The organism is Pontibacter sp. HJ8 (genome assembly GCF_054824225.1).
The window spans coordinates 1-563 of the sequence record NZ_JSYF01000614.1; the positions used below are offsets into that span (position 1 = coordinate 1).

Annotated in this window: 1 protein-coding gene; it reads left to right on the top strand. The window is 44.8% G+C overall.

Going from position 1 to position 563, the window contains the following annotated elements; translation table 11 throughout:
• Positions 1–433, top strand: a 433-nt coding sequence (locus OB13_RS20040) for a DoxX family protein (RefSeq protein ID WP_461491959.1), incomplete at its 5' end; no start/stop codon positions are given.
• Positions 434–563 lie beyond the last annotated feature (130 nt).

Sequence of the window (563 nt, forward strand, 5' to 3'; positions counted from 1 at the left end):
AAACATCATGACAACGCACACTGTAACAAACCAGAATAACAACAAAGCTTTGAACATTACCCTTTGGATCGCACAGGTTCTTTTAGCGGGTATGTTCCTTATGTCAGGCTTTATGAAAGTGGCTCAGCCAATTGAACAACTTTCACAGATGCTACCTTGGGCAAGTGAAGTGCCTGCAGCACTGGTGCGCTTTATCGGGATAAGTGAAGTATTGGGTGGTCTTGGCTTATTGCTCCCTGCGCTCCTAAGAATCAAACCACAACTAACAGTATGGGCAGCATTAGGTCTGGTAGCCGTGATGGTCTTTGCTTCGATCTTTCATATTTCAAGAGGGGAGTTCTCTGCTATCGGAATGAACCTGATTCTAGCTGCGGTGGCGCTGTTTGTGGCTTGGGGGAGAGCTAAGAAAGCCCCTATTCAGCCAAGAGCTTAATCAACATGGTTCGCAAGCATTTTTTGCAGACCCTACTTGCCTTTTCAGCTATGAGTACATTAAGTAATTTTAAAAGTTTCACCGATACCCTTCCGAAGCAAAGTAAGAAGATGCCCGTGTTGTTTACTTC